Source organism: Leptothrix discophora (genome assembly GCF_030705305.1).
GTDB lineage: Bacteria > Pseudomonadota > Gammaproteobacteria > Burkholderiales > Burkholderiaceae_C > Sphaerotilus > Sphaerotilus discophorus.
The window spans coordinates 1-16288 of the sequence record NZ_JAUZEE010000001.1 but is presented as its reverse complement, the minus strand read 5'-3'; the positions used below and the strand labels follow the sequence as shown (position 1 = coordinate 16288).

Below are 16288 nucleotides of genomic sequence, written 5' to 3'. Positions count from 1 at the left end.
GGTCGATCGCCATGGGCCGCGTGGTCTTCATCGGTGCCGGACCCGGCGCCGCCGACCTGATCACCGTGCGCGGCCTGGCCCGGCTGCGCGCGGCCGATGTCGTGCTGGCCGATGCGCTGATCGACCCGGCCCTGCGTGCCGAGGCCGCACCGGACGCGCGCTGGATCGACGTCGGCAAGCGTGGCTTCAGCGCCGACAGCACCGGTCAGGCGCGCATCAACGCGCTGCTGGTCGAGAGCGCCCGCGGCGCGCGCCTGGTGGCTCGCCTCAAGGGCGGTGACCCGAGCCTGTTCGGGCGCCTGGAGGAAGAGCTCCAGGCCCTGGCCGAGGCCGGCATCGGCGCCGAGGTCGTGCCCGGCGTCAGCGCCGCGCTGGCCGCTGCCGCGATCACGCAGTGCCCGCTGACGCGGCGCGGCGTCGGCCGCAGCGTCGCCTTCAGCACCGCCATGACGCAGGCCGGTGCGCTGGAAGCCCGCCGCAGCGCCGACACCGAGGTCTTCTACATGGCCGGTCGGCAGCTCGATGCCCTGGGCGCCAAGCTGGCCGAGGTCGGCTGGCCGGCCGACACGCCCGCGCTGGTCGTCTCGCGCGCGGGCTGGCCCGATGAACGCGTCAGCCACCACCGCGTCGGCACGCTGGCCGAGGCGGTCACGCGGCACGCCGGCCGGCCGACGCTGGTGACCGTGGGCGTCGGCGCCCGCCCGGTCGATGCTGGGGTGGATGCCAGCGCAGCGACATCCGACCCGGTTCATCGCCAGGAATGACCGTCGCCACGACCGGGAGCCATCCCCGGCCCCTTAAAATCTCCCGCTTGCCCGCCGGCCGGTCCGGCAGGCCCCTCACACGCAACCAGCTCCTCTGACATGACCCACGTCGTCACCGAATCGTGCATCCGCTGCAAGTACACCGATTGCGTCGATGTCTGCCCGGTCGATTGCTTCCGCGAAGGCCCGAACTTCCTGGTCATCGACCCGGATGAATGCATCGACTGCGCGGTCTGCATCCCGGAGTGCCCGGTCAACGCCATCCTCCCGGAAGAGGACGTGCCAGCCGACCAGCAGCACTTCATCAAGATCAATGCCGAGCTGTCGCCCAAGTGGCCCAGCATCACCAAGCGCAAGTCCGCCCTGCCCGATGCCGAGCAGTGGAAGGACGTGAAGAACAAGCTCGACGAGCTCAAGCGCTGAATCGGGCTGCGGTCCCGACCGACCCGACGATGACCCCGGAAACCTCCGCGCCGTCATCGCCACCGACGCCCGGCGAGGTCGACTGCCTCGTCGTCGGCGCCGGCCCGGTCGGCCTCTACCAGGTCTTCCAGCTCGGCCTGCAGGAACTCTCCTGCGCCGTGGTCGACGCCCTGCCCTTCCTGGGCGGGCAATGCGCCGAGCTCTACCCCGACAAGCCCATCCATGACCTGCCCGGCCTGCTGGCCTGCAGCGGGGCCGAGCTGGTCGGTCGGCTGGTGCGCCAGCTCGAACCGTTCAAGCCGCGCTGCGTGCTCGGTCAGGAAATCGTCGCGCTGGCCGCCGAGCCCGATGGCCGCTGGCGACTGGGCGATGCGGCCGGCCGCGTCTGGCTGGCCCGCAGCGTGGTGCTGGCCGCCGGCGTCGGCGCCTTCGCGCCCCGGCGGCTCAAGCTCGCGGGCATCGAGGCGCTGGAAGGCCGCCAGGTCTGGCACCGCGAACCGCGTGCAGGCGATTCGATCGGCGCCGTGCCCTGGGTCCACGGCGGCGACGACCGCGCGCTGGACGCCGTCACCGCGCTGGTCGACCTCGGCGCGCCGGTGGTCCACCTGCTCTACCGCCGCGAGGTCTATCCGGCCAGCGCCGCGCGCGTCGCCCGCCTCGAAGGCCTGATCGCCGAGGGCCGCGTCGTCCGCCATGTCGGCCAGCCCGAATCGCTCCTTCTGGACGACGCCGGCCGGCTGGTCGGCATCGCCTGGATGGCGGCCGACGGCAGCGCGCCCGCCGCGCCGGCCAGCTCGCTGCACGTCAGCCTCGGCCTGAACCCGCGCCTGGGTCCGCTCGCCGACTGGGACCTGGGCCTGGCCCGCAAGCAGGTGCCCGTCGACCCGGCCACGTTCGAGACCCGGCTGCCCGGCATCCACGCGGTCGGTGACGTCTGCAGCTACCCGGGCAAGCTCAAGCTGATCGTCAGCGGCTTTCACGAGGCGACGCTGGCCGCACACGCCATCGCCCACCGCCTGCGGCCGGACGCGCCGCGCATCCTCGAATACACCACCAGCAGCGCGCGCCTGCAGCGCATCCTGGGCGTCGATGCCACCCACGCGGCCCGCGACACGCCCTAGAGTCGATGCCCATGCCCTCGCCGAGCACCGCACCCGCCCCGATCCGCCTGCAGGCCGCCTGGCGTCTTGCCGGGTCACTGCTGGCCAGCCTGTCGACCCTCCCCGCCGTTGCCGGCGAGGTCGCCGACCGCGTCAAGCAGCGCGGCGAGCTGCTGGTCTGCATCTGGCCCGACTACCAGGGCATCAGCTACCGCCACCCGAAGACCGACCACCTGATCGGCCTGGACATCGACCTGTCGATCGAGCTGGCGCACGACCTGGGTGTGGCGCTGCGCCACGTCGATTCGTCGTTCCAGTCCCTGATCCCCGACCTGCTCGGCGACCGCTGCGACGTCGCCATGTTCGCCATCGGCGTGCTGCCGCAGCGCAGCGCCTACCTGAGCTTCAGCCAGCCCTACCTGTCGAGCGACATCTACGCCGTCACCACGCGCGGCAACCGCATCGTGCGGCGCTGGGAGGACATCGACCAGCCGGGCGTGCGGGTGGCCGTCATGGCCGGCACCTTCATGCAGCCGGTGATGGCGCGCTCGCTGCAGCGGGCCACGCTGGTGGTGATCGAGCCGCCGGCCACGCGTGAGCGAGAACTCGAGTCCGGACGTGTCGACGTCTTCATGACCGACTACCCTTACAGCCGCACCGTGCAGCGACAGGAGTGGACCCACGTGATCGCGCCGCCGCAACCGTTCAACGTCGTGCCGTACGCCTATGCCGTCAAGCCGGGCGACGACGCCTGGCTGCAGCGCATCAACGCCTTCGTCGACCGCATCCGCAAGGACGGCCGGCTGGCCGTCACCGCGCGCCGTCACGGCCTGTCCGAGATCGTCGCCAAGCCATGATTCGAGCAGCCTCGCCGACCGGACCGGTGCCGGCGGACGCCTCCGGATCCTTCCGCCGCGCCTCCAGTGCCTACCTGCCCTGGATCGGCCTGACCCTGCTGGCCGTGCTGCTGGCCTTCGCCAGCGCGCTGGCCATCACGCATCGCCAGCACAGCCTGGACACCGAGCGAGCCAACGCCGAGCTGGTCGCGCGCACGCTCGAGGACCTCAGCTCGCGCCACCTCGACACCGTCAAGCTGGTGCTCGACAACATCGACCTGCGCACCCGCCAGCTGCGCAGTGTCCAGCTGTCGGAGATCGACCGCGACCTGGTCACCGCCGCGCGGACCTCACCGCTGATCCGCAGCCTGTCGATCGTCGACGACAGCGGTCGCGTGCGCGCCAGCTCGGTGGCCGAGAACCGCAACGCGCAGATCGACCTGGGCCGGTTGCAGCGGCCGCGCGGCAGCGGCCAGTACCGCATCGGGCCGTGGCTGCCCGGTCGTGACCTGGTGCCCGCGATGGTCACGCCGGCGTCGCCCGAAGCGGGCGCCTCGTCTGTGGCGAAGTCCGTGGTCGGCAGCGCCGGCGAGCAGGTCGGTCTGTCGACGCTGGTGCATGGCTCGAACAGCGCCGACGGCGAGCATCTCAACCTCGTGGCGGCCCTCAACACCGATTTCCTCGCCAACACCTACGAGCTGGCGCTGCAGCACAGCGCGATGCGGGTCGTCCTGGTCAGCGTCCAGGGCATGGTCATGGCGGTGACCGACAACGCCCATGTCTCGCCCGGCGCCACCGTGCGCTTCAGCCCGGCGATGCAGGAGCTCGTCAGCCAGGCCGAGCACGGCACCTTCGGCGGTCCCGGCCTGGACGGCACGGACGCGATCTCCGCCTACCGCAGCCTGCGTGACCATCCCTGGCTGCTGCTGGTCGAACAGCCCATGGCCGCGGTGGTCTCGCAATGGCGCGACGACGTCGGCTGGCTGCTGGCCGCCAGCCTGATGCTGGCGTTGCTGATCGCCGGGGCGACCGCGCTGGCCTGGCGTTCGCTGCGCACCCACGAGCAGCTCGAGATCGAACTCGCCAGTGCCAAGGCCGGCCTGGAGGAGAAGGAGCGTTCGCTGCGCGGCGTCATCGAGGCCGCGCCGGCGCCGATGTTCGTGCTCGACGCACTCGGCCACTACGCCATGGTCAACCATGCCTTCGAGGATTTCCTCGGCGTGCAGCGCGAACAGCTGCTCGGCACCGGCCTGCCACTGGCCGCGCACCTGCAGCAACTGGCCTACCACCCGCTGCACGACAACGCGGTCTGGAAGGGACGTGGCCGCAGCCACTACCTCGACGACCTGCCCGGTGCCGATGGCCGGCTGCGCGAGGCACTGGTCAGCAAGGTCGCCGTGTTGCGCGAGGACGGCCGGCCCAACGCGGTCATCGGCAGCATCACCGACGTCACCGAACTGCGCGAGGCCGAGCGCCACACCCGCGAGGCCATGCAGCGCGCCCAGCAGGCCAGCGAGAGCAAGAACGAGTTCATCGCCAACATGAGCCACGGCCTGCGCACCCCGCTGCAATCGGTGCTGGGCTTCGCCGAGCTGGGCAAGTGGCACAGCGGCGAACAGCCGCTGCTGCGCGAGATGTTCGATGACATCCACCGCACCGGCAAGCGCATGCTGGTCATGGTCAACGACCTGCTCGACATGTCCAAGCTCGAGAGCACCGTCGGCAACATGCACCGCGACGTCACCGACGTGGTCTCGCTGACCCGCGAGGTCCTGGCCGAGTTGCAGCCACGCGCCAGCAGCGCCAAGGTCAGCTTGCGGACCTTCGGATTGCTCGCGCCGACCGATGTGGCCAATGTGGCCAACGTGGCCGACATGGCCGATGCGACAGATGCGGCCGATGCGCCCCATTCGGGCACCAGCCGAGCGGCCGTCCACGAACACGCTGCCTGGGCCGACCGCATGCGCCTGCACCAGGCGCTGCGCAACGTGCTCGACAACGCCCTGCGCTTCGCGCCGCCCGGCAGCGCCGTCGACATCGGCCTCGACCGCGGCCCCGACGACCGCCTGCACTGGACCATCAAGGACGCCGGCCCCGGCGTGCCCGACCACGAACAGGCCTACCTGTTCGAGGCCTTCTTCCACGGCCTGCGCAACCGCGACGAGACCGGCAGCTTCGGCCTGAGCCTGGCCATCGCCAGCAAGATCATGCAGGCCCATGGCGGCAGCCTCTGGAGCGAGAACCTGCCCGAGGCCGGCGTCGCCTTCCACCTGCACCTGCCGGGCGGCATCTCCGACACGGCCTCCCCAGGCCCCGCCACCGCCCGCCAGCACCCCTTCACCGCCTGATCCAGCGTCTCCGCGAACACGTTTTTTCGACCCCCTTGCGTTCCTGGATTTTGTTGGTATAGAATTTCAGCTTCAGCGAACAGCTGATCCCCGATAGCTCAGTCGGTAGAGCGCCGGACTGTTAATCCGTAGGTCCCTGGTTCGAGCCCAGGTCGGGGAGCCAAACAAAGCAAGGCCCTGCATTTCGCGATGCAGGGCCTTTTGGCTTTCTGGGGCGGACCGGTGTTGGCCCGTGCGGACCCGTGCGGACCCGTGTTGATGGGGTGCTGGAGCTTGCCGAAGGGTGCCCGTCTGGTTGGAACCGATCAGGAACCGATCAGGTGGCGATCACATCGACGCCGCATGGCCACACCACGCGTGGTGGCGTGGCACCACCCATCGTCAGACGGCCGGACCGGGCCAGGCCGGCCTGGCGCGCCAGGCGGCGAGCCAGCCTTCGAGCTCATCGGCCGGCATCGGCCGGGCCATGCCGTAGCCCTGCGCGAAGCCGCAGCCCATGCGGTGCAGTTCGGCGGCATCGTCCAGGCTTTCGACGCCCTCGGCGGTGACCTCGCAGCCGAAAGCCGTGCCCAGCGCGATCACGGCGTTCACCAGGGCGTGGTCGTTGCAGTCGGTGCGCAGGTCGCGCACGAAGGTCTGGTCGATCTTGAGCCCGTCCACCGGCAGGTGGCGAAGCAGGGCCAGCGACGAGTAACCGGTGCCGAAGTCGTCAAGCGACACCTTGACCCCCCATGCGCGGCAGCGGCTCACGGTGGCGGCGGCCCGGCCCAGGTCGGTCACCGTGGCGGACTCCAGGATCTCCAGCTCCAGCAGACCCGCAGGCACCTGCGGGTGCGCCGCCAGCAGGGCCTGCAGGCTGGCCGCGAAATCGGGCCGCAGCAGGTGGTCCGGGCTGATGTTGACGCTGGCCACCAGGCTCAGGCCCTGCGCACGCCAGCGCTCGATCTGGCAGAGCGTCTGCTCCAGCACCCACTCGCCCAGCTGGTGATCCAGCTCGCTCTGTTGCAGGTAGGCCAGGAAGGACAGCGGTGGCTGCAGGCCCAGCTGCGGGTGCTGCCAGCGCAGCAGCGCCTCCACGCCGACCACGCAGCCGTCGGCGAGATCGATCTTGGGCTGGAAGTGCAGCCGGAACTCGTCCTGTTCCAGAGCCAGCCGCAGCCGCGCCAGTTGCTCGCGCTGGATCTGCTGGCTGCGCGCGAGCTGCACGTCAAAGCGCAACGCCCGGTTCTTGCCCTGCTCCTTGGCCAAGTACATGGCCTGGTCGGCGTGGCGCAGGAGGGTATCGGCGTCGGCGTCGTCGTTCGGGAACAGGGTCACGCCCACGCTGGCCGACAGGCTGACCGTGTGCTCGCCGATCCGCACCGGCAGCGCCGCGTGGGCCAGCACGCGGGCGAGCGCGGCATCGCAGGCGTGCGGACTGTCCAGGTCGAGCAGCAGCACGAACTCGTCGCCGCCCAGGCGCGCCAGCGTGTCTTCGGCGCGCAGCACGGTGCTGAGGTGGCCGGTGACCCCGATCAGGGCCTGGTCGCCCAGCGCGTGACCGTACTGGTCGTTGATGTCCTTGAAGCCGTCCAGATCGAGGTAGCAGACCGCCAGCGCATGCCCTTCGCGGCGGGCGCGTGCCATGGCCTGGCCCAGCCGGTCGGCGAACAGGCGGCGGTTGGGCAAGCCGGTGAGTTCGTCGTAATGGGCCATGCGGTGCAGCTCGGCCGCATGGGTGCGCAGGTGGCTGATGTCGGAGAAGGCGCCGACGCAATGCTGGATCTGGCCGGCCGGGTCGCGCACCACCGCGAGCGAGAGCATCAGCGTGTGCGGTTGGCCATCGGCCTTGAGGCCACTCACCTCACCGCGCCAGTGGCCCATCCGATGGGCCTCTTCAAGGCATGGCGCGAACGCGCTTCCGGTGACGCCCAGTGCCGCCAGACTTTCCGGGGCCCGCCCCAGCACGGCCTCGCGGGCCAGCCCGGTGATGCGGGAGAAGGCGGGGTTGAGGTCCACGATCAGGCCGCTGCGGTCGCAGACGAACAGCCCTTCGGCACTGTGCATGAACACGGCCGCAGCCAGCTGCAACTCACCCTGGGCGTCGGAGAGCGCCTCGTTCTGCAGCTCCAGCTCGATCTGGTGCACGTCCAGTTCGTGCAGCAAGGCCAGCGCATCGACGTGTGCGAGGGCCTGCCGGGGTCGCGCGACCACCTGGCGCTCGGCCCGGCTGCGCAGCACCGTGGCGCTGAACGCCTTCATGTCCTGCCCTTGACCAGATCGCCGCGCATGCCTGCGAGATCTCCGAGTGATACGTGTTGATCGAGTCTGCCAGATGCACCTGCCTTTGGCGATGCGGCCCAGCACGCACAATTGATCATGGACATCAAAGCTGCACGTCGTCACCCGAGCCTGCGGGTAGTGGGCGTGGGTGCCTCGGCGGGCGGCCTGGTCGCGCTCAAGGCCTTGCTGCAAGGCGTACCGCCCAGGTCGGGCCTGGCCTTCGTGATCGTCCAGCACCTGGACCCCAGCCACGAGGCGATGCTGGTGGAGCTGCTGCAGGCCGCCACGCCGATGCCGGTGCGCGAAGCCGTGCAGGACATGCCGGTGCAGCCCGATGGGGTCTACGTGGTGCCGCCCAACCGCGAACTGACCCTGGCCCAGGGCGTGCTCAAGCTGGCGCTGCCCAGCCAGCCGCGCGGGCTGGGCCTGGGCATCGACATCCTGCTGGCTTCGCTGGCCCGCGATCTGGGCGAGCGCGCGGCGGGCATCGTGCTGTCGGGCATGGGCAGCGACGGCACGCTGGGCCTCCAGGCCATCAAGATGCAGGGCGGCCTGACCCTGGTGCAGGAGCCGGAGTCGGCGGCCTTCGATGCCATGCCGCGCAGTGCCATCACGGCCGGAGCGGCCGACATCGTCTGCCCGCCCGAGGCGATGGGACTGCGCTTGCTGGAGCTTCAGGCAACGCCGCCCAGCGGAGAACCGGGCTTGCGCGACGCGGCCGCGCTCGACGAGGTGATCGCCCTGCTGCGCCAGCAATGCGGGCGCGACCTGAGCCAGTACAAGTTCAGCACCCTCAACCGCCGCGTGGCGCGGCGCATGGCCGTGCACGGCCTGCCCGGCCTGCCCGCCTATGCCGAGTTCGTGCGCCACAACCCGCAGGAGCTGTCGCTGCTGTTCCAGGAGATGCTGATCGGCGTGACCAGCTTCTTTCGCGACCCGGCGGTGTGGCAGGAACTTCAGGACATGGTCCTGCCGTTGCTGCTGGCCCAACCCGCCACCGCGGGCCCGATGCGCGCCTGGGTGGCGGGTTGCTCGACCGGCGAAGAGGCCTACAGCCTGGCCATGGCCTTCAGCGAAACGGCGGTCGCGCCGTCCGGCGGCCAGGCCCGGGCCCTGCAGATCTTCGCCAGCGACGTCAACGCCGAGGCCATCGCCATGGCCCGCCGGGGCCGCTACCCGGCCGCCGCCGTGGCCGAGCTGTCACCCGAGCGGCGCGCGCGCTTCTTCCGATCCGAGGGCGACGCGGTCGTCGTCGAGAAGTCCATCCGCGAGATGGTGCTGTTTGCCCAGCACGACGTGATCCTGGATCCGCCCTTCACACGGCTGGACCTGCTGAGTTGCCGCAACCTGCTGATCTACTTCGACGCCCGGCTGCAGCGCCGCCTGCTGCCCCTGTTTGCCTACAGCCTGCGCCCAGGTGGCGCGCTGCTGCTGGGCAGCTCCGAGACCGTGGGCAGCGCCCGGGGCCTGTTCGAGCCCGCCAGCGCCCGTTCGCGGCTGTTCTGGCGCAGCGCGCGGCCGGTGCCGGGATCGGCCATGGAGTTTCCGATGCCCAAGAGAACCCCATCTGACGCAGCCCACCTGACCATGCACCTGACCAACCCCGCCCTGGACACCCCCTTGCAGCCGCTCGTCAGCCAGCTGCTGATCGACGAGTTCTCGCCACCCGCCGTGCTGGTCAATGCCCAGGGCGACATCCTCTACATCAGCGGCAGCACCGGCCGCTACCTGGAGCCTGCCTCGGGCAAGGCCAACTGGAACCTGCACGTGATGGCCCGCCCGGGCCTGCGCGCCCAGCTCGCCGCCGCGCTGCGTCAGGTGTTCCTCGACGGCCTGCCGTTGACCACGCCAGCCTTGCGCCTGCGGGAGGACGACCGGGAGCTGGTGGTCCTGAACATCAAGCGCGTGAAGGATGCCTCGATCGCCCAGCCACTGGCCTTGGTGATCTTCCAGGACCAGCCCATGGCGCGCAAGCGCCGGCGCAGCACCGGCGCACAGCCCGATGACGCCGGCGCTGCCGAGCTGGCCCGCTTGCAGGACGAGGTGCGCGCGCTGCGCCAGGAGATGGTGGCCTCGGGCGAGGAACTGCAAGCCACCAACGAGGAACTGCAGGCCACCAACGAGGAGCTGCAATCGGCCAACGAGGAGTTGACCACCTCCAAGGAGGAGGCGCAGTCGATGAACGAGGAGCTGCAGACGCTCAACAGCGAGCTGCAGTCCAAGCTCGACGACCTGGCCCTGGCCCAGAGCGACATGCAGAACCTGCTCAACAGCACCGACATCGCCACGCTCTTCCTGGACGGCGCGCTCAACGTGCGCCGCTACACCGAGCAGGTCACCCGCCTCATCCACCTGCGCCCCGGCGACATCGGCCGCCCGCTGACGGACCTGGCCACCACGCTGGTCTACCCGCAGCTCGAAGACGATGCGCGCGAGGTCCTGCGCAGCCTCAACTTCGTCGAGAAGCAGGTGACCACCCAGAACGGCCAGTGGTACCAGGTGCGCATCAAGCCCTACCGCACCCTGGCCAACATGATCCAGGGCGTCGTCATCACCCTGATCGACATCACCACCGCCAAGGAGCTGGAAGCCCGGTTGCGCAGCGGCTGATCGGGTCCGGGACCGCCGCGCCACCGCCACGGCCGGCGCGAGCCTTCATCGTCAAGTCAAGGGATGAACCGCCCCGTTCGCCTCGGAACAATCGGCATCGTCGAGAACGGACGAGGGAGCCAGACCGTGAGCGAATCCAGCAAACAGCCGATCGACTGGAAGGACATCCTCGGTGGTGGCGCCGCTGGCGTCGGGACCGTGCTGGTGCTGCTGCCGGTGCTCGCCATCATCTTCGGCGTGAACTGGTTCGACGGTGCCAGGACCGTGGGCCTGCCGGTGCTGGCCATCCTCGGCATCATGATCCTGCTGGGCACACTGTCGCTGGTGGCGATGCTGTTCAAGCAGCTCGGCCTGGCCGACAACGAGCAGCCCCTGGCGCTGCCGCAAGGGTCGATGCGGGCGGCGATCGCGCTGTCGCTGATCGTGCTCTTCGCCATCATCAGCATCACGCTCTACCTCAGCCTGTCGCAGGGCGCCGGCACCTACCGGGTCGACGCCCTGACGCAGGCCCAGCGCGACACGCTGCTGGCCTCGGCCGGGGCACGCGTCGATCGTGTGGTGGACGACCTGTGCGCCCCCTCGGTGGCATCCACGGTGGCATCCACGGCGGCACCCACGGCGGCATCCTCGGCGGCATCCACAGCCGCATCAGCTGCGGCCGTACCCGCCTCGGCAGCGTCCGCCTCTGCCGCGTCCGGCTCGGTGTCGACGTCCGCTGCCGCAAGCGACTGCCCGCCGGAGCGCCGCCGCTACGTGGTCTACATCCGGTCTGCGCCATCGCCGGAATCGACCGACCTCGCCAAGCAGCTGCTCATCCTGGTGGGCACCCTGATGACCTCGGTGACGAGCTACTACTTCGCGGCCCGCGGTGGCGCCGAGTCGCCGACCGGTGGCAATGCGGCATCACGGGGCTCGCCCTCGCCCTCGCCCTCGCCCTCGCCCTCGCCCTCGCCCTCGCCCTCGCCCTCGCCAACGCCAACGCCATCACCTGCGCCCTCGCCGGCGCCCTCACCCGTGGCCTCTCCAGCCACCGCCGCCCCGTCGGCCCGCACCGCAGCGGATGCATCGCCTGACCACCGGCATGCCGACGACGTCGATGCCTGCGATGTCGAGATCCTCGAAGCCACGGCCGATGACCAGTTGCCGGCCGCTGCCGGCGGCGTGGCGACCTGGCCTGCAGGGTCGGCCACCACCGCCAACACGGCCAACACGGCCAGCACCGCCACCACCACCATGACCGCCACCACGCCATCGACCCGCGCCCACTCGGGCCAGGGTCCGGCCTGAAGGGAGTCCGACATGACGTTTGCGCTCACGTGGATGAAGGCCCGCCTGCTCGATGCCGGCCTGAAGGTGGCGGATGTGCCGGGCTGGGAGAGCCACGGCCGTGGCGAGATGGGCTTCGTGCGCGGCGTGATGGTCCACCACACGGCCGGACCCCGCGCCGGCAACATGCCCAGCCTGCACACGCTCGTCAAGGGTCGCAGCGACCTCCCCGGCCCGCTGGCGCAACTGGGCCTGGGCCGCGACGGCACCTGCTACCTCGTCGGTGCCGGCCGTGCCAACCATGCCGGCAAGGGCAGCTGGCGTGGGGTCGAGTCGGGCAATGCGAGCTTCATCGGCATCGAGGTCGAGAACACCGGCACGCCGGCCGACCTGCCCTGGCCCGCGGTGCAGCGCGACGCCCTCGTGCGAGCCGCGGCCACCCTGCTGCAGCACCTGGGACAGGGTCCGGAATGGCTGGTCGGCCACAAGGAATACGCGCTGCCCGCAGGCCGCAAGCCCGATCCGCTGATCGACATGGACCACCTCCGCGAGGACGTTGCGGCCTGCATGAACCGCCGCGATGCCGAGACGGTTGCTGCCCTCGTACCCGCCCAGGAAGGACCCGGCATCGGCCTGGGCCGCCGGACCCTGCGACGCGGCATGAAGGACGAGCCCGGCCCGAGGCAGCCCCATGCCATCAAAGACCTGCAGTCCAGGCTGGGCCTGGTCGCGGACGGCGACTTCGGCCCGCGCACCGAGGCCGCCGTGCGGCAGTGGCAGCGTGACCGTGGCCTCGTGCCGGACGGCATCGTCGGCCCGCGCAGCTGGGCCATGCTCGATGCCTCGCCGTCGCTGGCCTTGCCAGCGCGGGAGCGGGCGGGCGCTGTCGGGTGATGACTTGGCGTGATGTCTCGGCCTGATGTCTTGGCTTGATGTCTTGGCGCAAGGCTCCGGTGCCAGATCCCGGCCCAGGATCGCAGCCGCCGCCCTCCAGCCGCGCGGCCGGACCGATCAGGGCGTGATCGCCACCTTCAGCACGCCGTCGCGCTGGTGGCTGAAGAGTTCGTAGGCCTGCTCGATGTCGTCGAGCTTGTAGCGGTGGGTCACCATCGGGCCCAGGTCGACGCGGCCGGAGCGGATCACCGACATGAGCCGGCGCATGCGTTCCTTGCCGCCGGGGCACAGGCTGGTGACGATCTGGTGATCGCCAAGACCGGCTGCGAAGGCGCCCAGCGGCAGCATCAGGTCGGACGAGTAGACGCCCAGGCTCGACAAGGTTCCGCCCGGGCGCAGCACGCGCAGGCAGGCCTCGAAGGTGGCTTGCGTGCCCAGCGCCTCGATGGCGACGTCCACGCCGCGGCCGTCGGTGATGCGCATGATGTCCTCGACCGGATCGACCCGGCTGCTGTCGACGACCCAGTCGGCGCCCATGCGGCGCGCGACCTCGAGCCGGTTGGCGAGACGGTCCACGCCGATCACCGTGGTCGCGCCGCTGAGCTTGGCGCCGGCCGTCGCGCACAGCCCGATCGGGCCCTGCGCGAAGACCGCCACCGTGTCGCCGATGCGGATGTTGGCCCGCTCGGCGCCGGCCAGGCCGGTGGACATGATGTCGGGGCACATCAGCACCTGCTCGTCGCTCAGCCCGTCGGGCACCGGCGCGAGGTTGGTCATGGCGTCGGGCACGAGCACGTACTCGGCCTGGCAGCCGTCGATGGTGTTGCCGAAGCGCCAGCCGCCGAGCGGCTTCCAGCCGTGTCGCGTGCCGGCGCCGTCCTGCGAGCCGTAGCCGCACTGGCAGGCGTTGCTCCAGCCGCTGGGCGTGATGGCCCCGGCGATGACGCGCTGGCCCTCCTCGTAGCCCTGCACCGACGAGCCGAGCTTTTCGATGATGCCGACCGGCTCATGGCCGACCGTCAGGCCGCGCGCGACCGGGTACTCGCCCTTCAGGATGTGGACATCGGTCCCGCAGATCGTTGTCGTGGTCACCTTGATCAGGGCATCAAGGGGCCCGACATCCGGGATCTTCTTGTCCTCGAGCACGATGCGCCCGGGTTCGACAAAGACAGCCGCTTTCATCATCGCCATGGTCAGGCTCCTCGACGTCGTGGAAGGGAAAAACGAGTCTATGGCGGTCGACCTGGCGCTGCCATGCGCAGCGGCCGACCCTTGCGCCGGATCAACGGCGGCAGGCGCGATGGTCAGCCGGGACGACGTCGCGGTCGGTGCTCCGGCGCACGGACCGGCCGGGCGATCGACGGCGTGGCCAGCGGCTCCTGGGACCCCGTGCTGGGCAGCGTGCGCTCGCGAACCGACACCGATCGGGTCGGCCCCTAAGGTCCGCAGCACGCGCCGGACCTCCCGTCCGGTTCTTCCATCGGATCACCTCAGGACTTCCATGACCCACACCCCGAACGCCCGATCCCCGCTGCTGGCCGCAGCCCTGTCCATCCTGGCCATCACCGCAGCCCAGGCCGCGGTGATGAGCCCGGCCGACTACAAGGACGGCAAGACCCGCATCGCCAGCGAATACAAGACCGACCGCCAGCACTGCAAGGCGATGTCGGGCAATGCCGGCGACATCTGCGTCGAGCAGGCCAAGGGCCGCGAGAAGGTCGCGCTGGCCGAACTGGAGCTGGGCCGCAGCGGCAAGTCCGAAGACGACGTGCGGCTGCGCGTGGTGCGCGCCGAGACCGCCTACGCGATCTCGCGCGAGAAGTGCGACGACCTCAGCGGCAACGGCAAGGCCATCTGCGTGCAAGAGGCCAAGACCGTCGAGACCAAGGCCCTGGCCGATGCGCGCATGGTCAAGGCCGTCGGCGAGGCCCGCGAGGACTCGGCCCAGGAAGTCGGCGCGGCCAGCTACAAGCTGGCCCTCGAGAAGTGCGATGCGCTGGCCGGCGAGGCCAAGGAAACCTGCATCACCGCTGCCCGGCAACGCCACGGCAAGTGATGTCCGGCCCGGCAGGCAGCAGCCTGCCGGACCTGCGCGGGGCCGCTCAGGACGAGCGGCCCCGCGCGTTCGTGGGCATGGCATGGGACCCGTCGGTCGCCACCGCGAGCACGGCGCCCAGGTCGACGTCGATCCGTGCCAGCGGCGTGGCGCCGTCCAGCGCGGCCAGCGGCGTGACGAACCAGCGCGCCAGCGCCCAGCCGTCGAGCCGGTGCGCCGGGTCGGCGGCATCGTGGGACGCGCCCAGCGCGGCCAGCACCTGCGCGGTCGGCGCACGGGGCTGCAACAGGACCGGATCGAACTGGAACATCGGCAGCCAGAAGTCTTCCTGCCACTGGAAGCTGAAGACCTCGCGCGCGACCAGCCGGCGCGCCAGGTCGACGTAGCCGCCCGTGCCCGTCAGGCTCATGCGCTGAGCCAGGGCCTCGCCGCGGGCGATGCCGCCGCGGCTGCGGTAGGCGTCCTGCAGCGACTTGAACTCGACGTTGTGGTCGGGCACCGGCGCGGCGTGGACACGCCAGCTGTCGCCCGCTCCGGCGCGCGAGAGCCGTCGCAAATGGTCCGCATCGGCATGGGCAAGGGTGATCGGCATGGGAGACCTCCTGCAGCCACTGTGCGCCAGCGGACGCGGGGCGTCTGTGCGCCGTCGAACCTTCGTGCGGGTGGCCCCGACGTGCCGCAGCCGCCTGCATCGCGAGACGCAGGCGGCTGCAGGACCGGTCGATCGGCTCGATCCGGCCGGGGCTTCAGCGGTTCGGGACCGCCGGGCGATGCTGCGGCGTGCCGCTGGCGGCCGGCCGCTCCTGCGACGGCGACTTGTCGGCCGCCTTGTCATGCGGCTTGTCGTGCGGCTTGTCATGTGACTTGTCCGCCTCCTTGCCCGGCATCTTCACGCGGTTGCGGTCGGCCGACGAATCGGGCGCGGCCTTGCTCGGCGAGTTCGCTGGGCGTGCCGGTGTGTGGTTGTCGGTGGGGGAGTCTTCGTTCATGTCGTTTCCTTCGGCGGCCGCGAGGACCGCGTCGTGGGAGGGCCCGGCGCCAGGGGCGAAGCCGGGCAGGAACAGCGCGGCGATGCCGCGCCGGGGTGCGAGTTCAGGCAGTGGGATCACCGGCCGCCTCAGCTCGCGCGATGGGTCGTGCCGTAGAAGGCATGCACGCCGCGTGACCAGCTGGCATCGGCCATGGCCGGCCAATGCTTCTTGTCGAAGCCGGGCGCTTCCTTGAGGCGGTCCTTGGACACGTTGAGCAGGAAGCGCTGGTGGCTGCGGTCCAGCGTCAGCGCGGACCAGGGCACGGCGAAGAGCTTCTCGCCCATGCCCATCAGGCCGCCGAAGGACAGCACCGCGTAGGCGACCTGGCCGGAGGCCACGTCGATCATCAGCTCGCGGATCTCGCCCAGGGCCTCGCCCTGGGGACTGCGCACGTCGTTGCCGATCAGGGTGTCGGCGCCCATGAGCGAGTGGCTCTCGCGGTTGTCGTCGGGGGCGTACATGCCGAGCTTGTCGCGCAGGGAGGATTCGATGGACATCGTGTTCCTTTCGGTGAGGTGAAACAGGGACGTCCAAGGTAGGCCGAGTACCGCCGCGCGGCTGTAGGACGGCGCCGCCATCGCCTGTCGGCCGCCGCCGCCGGGGTGGACTTGCGTGCGGCACCGCACCGGGCCGTTGGCCTTGTATCTTTAAGCCTCGGACCGGCTCGGGCATCCCGAGCGGCCTCTGGGCCAGTTGTT

14 protein-coding genes and 1 tRNA gene are annotated in these 16288 nt (G+C 70.6%); 10 read left to right on the top strand and 5 right to left on the bottom strand.

What is annotated here, in order from left to right; all coding sequences use genetic code 11:
- The first annotated feature begins 11 nt into the window (after window positions 1-11).
- The 6 genes from cobA (at window position 12) to Q8X39_RS00050 (ending at window position 5634) form a co-directional block, all read left to right on the top strand.
- Entirely contained in the window at window positions 12-764 is a 753-nt protein-coding gene (gene cobA, locus Q8X39_RS00075) for a uroporphyrinogen-III C-methyltransferase (RefSeq protein WP_305747589.1), read from the top strand.
- Between the two features lie 99 nt (window positions 765-863).
- Window positions 864-1187, top strand: coding sequence for a ferredoxin FdxA (gene fdxA, locus Q8X39_RS00070; protein WP_305747588.1), 324 nt, complete (start codon window positions 864-866; stop codon window positions 1185-1187).
- A 29-nt stretch (window positions 1188-1216) separates the two neighbouring features.
- Complete coding sequence (locus tag Q8X39_RS00065; RefSeq protein WP_305747587.1) at window positions 1217-2308, top strand: NAD(P)/FAD-dependent oxidoreductase; 1092 nt, start codon at window positions 1217-1219, stop codon at window positions 2306-2308.
- Between the two features lie 5 nt (window positions 2309-2313).
- Window positions 2314-3144 (top strand): ABC transporter substrate-binding protein, encoded by an 831-nt coding sequence (locus tag Q8X39_RS00060; RefSeq protein ID WP_407067940.1) that lies wholly within the window; start codon window positions 2314-2316, stop codon window positions 3142-3144.
- A complete protein-coding gene (locus Q8X39_RS00055; protein ID WP_305747586.1) occupies window positions 3141-5471 on the top strand; it encodes a sensor histidine kinase in 2331 nt (776 codons plus the stop codon). Before Q8X39_RS00060 ends, Q8X39_RS00055 begins: the two co-directional genes overlap by 4 nt.
- A gap of 87 nt (window positions 5472-5558) precedes the next feature.
- Window positions 5559-5634 (top strand) — tRNA-Asn (locus tag Q8X39_RS00050).
- A 218-nt stretch (window positions 5635-5852) separates the two neighbouring features.
- Here the strand turns inward: Q8X39_RS00050 and Q8X39_RS00045 are convergent.
- On the bottom strand, window positions 5853-7712 hold the full coding sequence (locus tag Q8X39_RS00045; RefSeq protein ID WP_305747585.1) for a putative bifunctional diguanylate cyclase/phosphodiesterase: 1860 nt from the start codon (window positions 7710-7712) through the stop codon (window positions 5853-5855).
- 117 nt (window positions 7713-7829) lie between these two features.
- Here Q8X39_RS00045 and Q8X39_RS00040 point away from each other — a divergent pair, with 117 nt between their 5' ends.
- The 3 genes from Q8X39_RS00040 to Q8X39_RS00030 all read left to right on the top strand — a co-directional run bounded on the left by Q8X39_RS00040 (window position 7830) and on the right by Q8X39_RS00030 (window position 12503).
- Window positions 7830-10343, top strand: a complete 2514-nt coding sequence (locus Q8X39_RS00040; RefSeq protein ID WP_305747584.1) for a chemotaxis protein CheB — start codon at window positions 7830-7832, stop codon at window positions 10341-10343.
- 126 nt (window positions 10344-10469) lie between these two features.
- Window positions 10470-11630 (top strand): hypothetical protein, encoded by a 1161-nt coding sequence (locus tag Q8X39_RS00035; protein ID WP_305747583.1) that lies wholly within the window; start codon window positions 10470-10472, stop codon window positions 11628-11630.
- Between the two features lie 12 nt (window positions 11631-11642).
- On the top strand, window positions 11643-12503 hold the full coding sequence (locus tag Q8X39_RS00030) for a peptidoglycan recognition protein family protein (RefSeq protein WP_305747582.1): 861 nt from the start codon (window positions 11643-11645) through the stop codon (window positions 12501-12503).
- Between the two features lie 117 nt (window positions 12504-12620).
- On the opposite strand, the gene Q8X39_RS00025 is transcribed toward Q8X39_RS00030, so the two are convergent.
- The gene (locus tag Q8X39_RS00025) at window positions 12621-13694 is read right to left on the bottom strand and encodes an NAD(P)-dependent alcohol dehydrogenase (protein ID WP_305747581.1); all 1074 of its coding nucleotides are present in this window, start codon (window positions 13692-13694) and stop codon (window positions 12621-12623) included.
- Between the two features lie 310 nt (window positions 13695-14004).
- Here Q8X39_RS00025 and Q8X39_RS00020 point away from each other — a divergent pair, with 310 nt between their 5' ends.
- Window positions 14005-14559 carry a hypothetical protein gene (locus Q8X39_RS00020; protein ID WP_305747580.1) on the top strand — a complete coding sequence of 185 codons (555 nt, stop codon included), beginning with the start codon at window positions 14005-14007 and terminating at the stop codon, window positions 14557-14559.
- 46 nt (window positions 14560-14605) lie between these two features.
- On the opposite strand, the gene Q8X39_RS00015 is transcribed toward Q8X39_RS00020, so the two are convergent.
- The 3 genes from Q8X39_RS00015 to Q8X39_RS00005 form a co-directional block, all read right to left on the bottom strand.
- The gene (locus Q8X39_RS00015) at window positions 14606-15151 is read right to left on the bottom strand and encodes a hypothetical protein (protein WP_305747579.1); all 546 of its coding nucleotides are present in this window, start codon (window positions 15149-15151) and stop codon (window positions 14606-14608) included.
- Window positions 15152-15305: 154 nt separating this feature from the next.
- Complete coding sequence (locus Q8X39_RS00010) at window positions 15306-15548, bottom strand: hypothetical protein (RefSeq protein WP_305747578.1); 243 nt, start codon at window positions 15546-15548, stop codon at window positions 15306-15308.
- 128 nt (window positions 15549-15676) lie between these two features.
- On the bottom strand, window positions 15677-16087 hold the full coding sequence (locus Q8X39_RS00005; RefSeq protein ID WP_305747577.1) for a PRC-barrel domain-containing protein: 411 nt from the start codon (window positions 16085-16087) through the stop codon (window positions 15677-15679).
- Between the last annotated feature and the right edge of the window lie 201 nt (window positions 16088-16288).

Excerpts from the sequence above, each read along its gene's own strand:
- cobA (WP_305747589.1), top strand. The coding sequence starts at position 12 with ATGGGCCGCGTGGTCTTCATCGGTGCCGGACCCGGCGCCGCCGACCTG.
- fdxA (WP_305747588.1), top strand. The coding sequence starts at position 864 with ATGACCCACGTCGTCACCGAATCGTGCATCCGCTGCAAGTACACCGAT.
- Q8X39_RS00065 (WP_305747587.1), top strand. The coding sequence starts at position 1,217 with ATGACCCCGGAAACCTCCGCGCCGTCATCGCCACCGACGCCCGGCGAG.
- Q8X39_RS00060 (WP_407067940.1), top strand. The coding sequence starts at position 2,314 with ATGCCCATGCCCTCGCCGAGCACCGCACCCGCCCCGATCCGCCTGCAG.
- Q8X39_RS00055 (WP_305747586.1), top strand. The coding sequence starts at position 3,141 with ATGATTCGAGCAGCCTCGCCGACCGGACCGGTGCCGGCGGACGCCTCC.
- Q8X39_RS00045 (WP_305747585.1), bottom strand. The coding sequence starts at position 7,712 with ATGAAGGCGTTCAGCGCCACGGTGCTGCGCAGCCGGGCCGAGCGCCAG.
- Q8X39_RS00040 (WP_305747584.1), top strand. The coding sequence starts at position 7,830 with ATGGACATCAAAGCTGCACGTCGTCACCCGAGCCTGCGGGTAGTGGGC.
- Q8X39_RS00030 (WP_305747582.1), top strand. The coding sequence starts at position 11,643 with ATGACGTTTGCGCTCACGTGGATGAAGGCCCGCCTGCTCGATGCCGGC.
- Q8X39_RS00025 (WP_305747581.1), bottom strand. The coding sequence starts at position 13,694 with ATGGCGATGATGAAAGCGGCTGTCTTTGTCGAACCCGGGCGCATCGTG.
- Q8X39_RS00020 (WP_305747580.1), top strand. The coding sequence starts at position 14,005 with ATGACCCACACCCCGAACGCCCGATCCCCGCTGCTGGCCGCAGCCCTG.
- Q8X39_RS00015 (WP_305747579.1), bottom strand. The coding sequence starts at position 15,151 with ATGCCGATCACCCTTGCCCATGCCGATGCGGACCATTTGCGACGGCTC.
- Q8X39_RS00010 (WP_305747578.1), bottom strand. The coding sequence starts at position 15,548 with ATGAACGAAGACTCCCCCACCGACAACCACACACCGGCACGCCCAGCG.
- Q8X39_RS00005 (WP_305747577.1), bottom strand. The coding sequence starts at position 16,087 with ATGTCCATCGAATCCTCCCTGCGCGACAAGCTCGGCATGTACGCCCCC.